This is a genomic window from Pseudomonas sp. NPDC089918, assembly GCF_050280605.1.
In the GTDB taxonomy this organism is placed as follows: Bacteria; Pseudomonadota; Gammaproteobacteria; order Pseudomonadales; family Pseudomonadaceae; genus Aquipseudomonas.
Window position 1 is genome coordinate 1 of the sequence record NZ_JBNNVP010000092.1, and the last position, 3796, is coordinate 3796.

Annotated in this window: 3 protein-coding genes and 3 pseudogenes; all 6 read left to right on the forward strand. The window is 59.7% G+C overall.

Translation table 11 applies throughout. The features are described from left to right. Positions 1 to 94: pseudogene (locus tag ACQKPC_RS30125) on the forward strand (DUF2797 domain-containing protein); the annotation flags it as partial. Continuing rightward, positions 93 to 269 (forward strand): annotated as a pseudogene (gene ndhC / locus ACQKPC_RS30130) (NADH-quinone oxidoreductase subunit A); the annotation flags it as partial. The pseudogenes ACQKPC_RS30125 and ndhC, both read left to right, overlap by 2 nt. Positions 270 to 279: 10 nt before the next feature. Continuing rightward, on the forward strand, positions 280 to 954 hold the full coding sequence (locus ACQKPC_RS30135; protein WP_007905053.1) for a NuoB/complex I 20 kDa subunit family protein: 675 nt from the start codon (positions 280 to 282) through the stop codon (positions 952 to 954). 72 nt (positions 955 to 1026) lie between these two features. Beyond that, entirely contained in the window at positions 1027 to 2811 is a 1785-nt protein-coding gene (gene nuoC / locus ACQKPC_RS30140; protein WP_008014895.1) for an NADH-quinone oxidoreductase subunit C/D, read from the forward strand. Positions 2812 to 2813: 2 nt separating this feature from the next. Beyond that, complete coding sequence (gene nuoE / locus ACQKPC_RS30145) at positions 2814 to 3311, forward strand: NADH-quinone oxidoreductase subunit NuoE (RefSeq protein WP_007905058.1); 498 nt, start codon at positions 2814 to 2816, stop codon at positions 3309 to 3311. Then, positions 3308 to 3796, forward strand: a pseudogene (locus tag ACQKPC_RS30150) (NADH-quinone oxidoreductase subunit NuoF); the annotation flags it as partial. The gene nuoE and the pseudogene ACQKPC_RS30150, both read left to right, overlap by 4 nt.

The following is a 3796-nucleotide window of genomic DNA, read 5'->3' on the forward strand; positions in this document are numbered from 1 at the left end:
TCGTTGGCTCGATCAGGGCGCCAGCCAGGCCTTGCCGATCATGCGCGTCGCGACCCGTCAGCAGTCAGGCTTCGTCGAAGACCTGTTCCGCAGCCCTTTTTCTCTTTGCCTGGTCTGTGTCCGTCCGCGAAAGCGGCTGGACCGGATTCGTCGAAGCTCTCGTTTTCATAGCAATTCTGTTGGCAGGTCTTGTCTACCTATTCCGAGTGGGCGCCCTTGACTGGGCTCCGGAAGCTCGGCGCAAGCGGCAAGCGAAGCTGAAACAATGAGGCTTTGGCAATGCAATACAATCTCACCAGGATCGACCCCGATGCTCCTAACGAGCAGTATCCGATTGGCAAACGGGAAACCGTTTCCGATCCGTTAGAAGATCAAGTCCACAAAAACATTTTCATGGGCAAGCTCGAAGACGTGCTCAACGGCACGATCAACTGGGGGCGCAAGAACTCCCTGTGGCCGTATAACTTCGGTCTTTCGTGCTGCTACGTCGAAATGACCACCGCCTTCACGGCGCCCCACGACATCGCGCGCTTTGGCGCCGAGGTTATCCGGGCATCGCCGCGTCAGGCGGATTTCATGGTTATCGCCGGTACCTGCTTCATCAAGATGGCGCCGATCATTCAGCGTCTCTACGAGCAAATGCTCGAGCCTAAATGGGTCATCTCCATGGGTTCGTGCGCCAACTCCGGTGGCATGTACGACATCTACTCCGTCGTTCAAGGGGTGGACAAGTTCCTGCCCGTGGACGTCTACGTGCCTGGCTGCCCGCCCCGCCCTGAAGCTTTTCTGCAAGGCTTGATGCTGTTGCAGGAGTCGATTGGCCAGGAGCGTCGTCCACTTTCCTGGGTCGTTGGTGATCAAGGCGTCTATCGCGCCGAGATGCCTTCCGAAAAGGAAAAGCGCCGCGAACAGCGTATTCAGGTAACCAACCTGCGCAGCCCCGACGAAGTCTGATCCAGATCTGTTCTTACAAAGAAACGAGAAACTGGCTTCATTCTTTACGTTGACCGAAAGCGATAAATAACCATGACTACAGGCAGTGCTCTGTACATCCCGCCTTACAAGGCAGACGACCAGGATGTGGTCGTCGAACTGAACAATCGTTTTGGCCCGGAGGCGTTCACCGCCCAGCCTACCCGCACCGGCATGCCGGTGCTTTGGGTTGCCCGCGCCAAACTTGTCGAAGTCCTGACCTTCCTGCGTAACCTGCCCAAGCCGTACGTCATGCTCTATGACCTGCACGGCGTGGACGAGCGTCTGCGCACCAAGCGTCAAGGGCTGCCAAGCGGCGCCGACTTCACTGTGTTCTATCACTTGATGTCGATCGAACGTAATAGTGACGTAATGATCAAGGTCGCCTTGTCCGAGAGCGACCTCAGCGTGCCGACCGTTACCGGTCTCTGGCCGAACGCCAACTGGTACGAGCGTGAAGTGTGGGACATGTACGGCATCAACTTTGCCGGTCACCCGCACCTGACCCGCATCATGATGCCGCCGACCTGGGAAGGTCACCCGTTGCGCAAGGACTTCCCGGCCCGCGCCACCGAGTTCGACCCGTTCAGCCTGACCCTGGCCAAGCAACAGCTTGAGGAAGAAGCCGCACGCTTCAAGCCTGAAGACTGGGGCATGAAGCGTTCCGGTGCGAACGAGGACTATATGTTCCTCAACCTCGGTCCTAACCACCCTTCCGCGCACGGTGCGTTCCGCATCATTCTGCAGCTGGACGGTGAAGAGATCGTCGACTGCGTGCCGGACGTCGGTTACCACCACCGTGGTGCCGAGAAGATGGCCGAGCGTCAGTCCTGGCACAGCTTCATTCCGTACACCGACCGTATCGACTACCTCGGCGGCGTGATGAACAACCTGCCGTACGTGCTCTCGGTCGAGAAGCTGGCCGGCATCAAGGTGCCCGAGAAGGTCGACGTCATCCGCATCATGATGGCCGAGTTCTTCCGGATCACCAGCCACCTGCTGTTCCTGGGTACTTACATCCAGGACGTCGGCGCCATGACCCCGGTGTTCTTCACCTTCACCGACCGCCAGAAGGCGTACACGGTGATCGAAGCCATCACCGGTTTCCGTCTGCACCCGGCCTGGTACCGCATCGGTGGCGTCGCTCACGACTTGCCGCGCGGCTGGGAAAAACTGGTCAAGGATTTCGTCGAGTGGATGCCAAAGCGTCTGGACGAATACCAGAAAGCCGCACTGGATAACAGCATCCTGCGTGGCCGGACCATCGGCGTCGCCGCCTACAACACCAAAGAAGCCCTGGAATGGGGCGTCACCGGTGCCGGCCTGCGTTCCACCGGTTGCGATTTCGACCTGCGTAAGGCTCGCCCTTACTCCGGCTACGAAAACTTCGAATTCGAAATCCCGCTGGCGGCCAATGGCGATGCCTACGACCGTTGCATCGTTCGCGTCGAAGAAATGCGCCAGAGCCTCAAGATCATCGAGCAGTGCATGCGCAACATGCCGGAAGGCCCGTACAAGGCGGATCACCCGCTGACTACGCCGCCACCCAAAGAGCGCACGCTGCAACACATCGAGACCCTGATCACGCACTTCCTGCAAGTTTCGTGGGGCCCGGTCATGCCGGCCAACGAATCCTTCCAGATGATCGAAGCGACCAAGGGCATCAACAGTTATTACCTGACGAGCGATGGCGGCACCATGAGCTACCGCACCCGGATTCGTACTCCAAGCTTCCCGCACCTGCAGCAGATCCCTTCGGTGATCAAAGGCAGCATGGTCGCGGACTTGATCGCGTACCTGGGTAGTATCGATTTCGTTATGGCCGACGTGGACCGTTAAGCATGAACAGCACGCTTATCCTGACAGACCGTTTCGCCCTGAGCGAAACCGAGCGCTCGGCCATCGAGCATGAGTTGCATCACTACGAAGACCCGCGCGCGGCGTCGATCGAAGCCCTGAAGATCGTCCAGAAGGAACGTGGCTGGGTGCCTGACGGCGCGCTCTACGCCATCGGCGAAATCCTCGGCATCCCGGCCAGCGACGTTGAAGGCGTGGCGACGTTCTACAGCCAGATCTTCCGTCAACCGGTGGGCCGTCACATCATTCGCGTCTGCGACAGCATGGTCTGCTACATCGGCGGCCACGAGTCGGTGGTCAGCGAAATCCAGAGCAAGCTGGGCATCGGCCTGGGTCAGACCACCGCCGACGGTCGTTTCACCCTGCTGCCGGTCTGCTGCCTCGGCAACTGCGACAAGGCGCCGGCGTTGATGATCGATGACGACACGTTCGGTGATGTGCAGCCTGCCGGTGTTGCCAAATTGCTCGAGGGCTACGTATGACCCTGACTTCCTTCGGTCCAGCCAACCGCATCAAGCGTTCGGCCGAGACTCACCCGCTCACCTGGCGTCTGCGTGACGACGGCGAAGCCGTATGGCTCGACGAATACCAGGCCAAGAACGGTTACGCCGCTGCGCGCAAGGCCTTCGCCGACATGGCCCAGGACGACATCGTCCAGACCGTGAAAGACTCCGGCCTCAAGGGCCGCGGCGGTGCAGGCTTCCCCACGGGCGTGAAGTGGGGCCTGATGCCCAAGGACGAATCCATCAACATCCGCTACCTGCTGTGCAACGCGGATGAAATGGAGCCGAACACCTGGAAAGACCGCATGCTGATGGAGCAACTGCCCCATCTGCTGATCGAAGGCATGCTGATCAGTGCTCGCGCGCTGAAAACCTATCGGCAACTGATCAAGCCAGGCCTGGCGGCCAACCAGCGTATCCAGGATGCTCGCGATGGCAATCGGCAGATCGGCGGCGCCCTGGGC

Coding starts and splice junctions, on each gene's coding strand:
- nuoC (WP_008014895.1), top strand. CDS start 1,027: ATGACTACAGGCAGTGCTCTGTACATCCCGCCTTACAAGGCAGACGAC.
- ACQKPC_RS30135 (WP_007905053.1), top strand. CDS start 280: ATGCAATACAATCTCACCAGGATCGACCCCGATGCTCCTAACGAGCAG.
- nuoE (WP_007905058.1), top strand. CDS start 2,814: ATGAACAGCACGCTTATCCTGACAGACCGTTTCGCCCTGAGCGAAACC.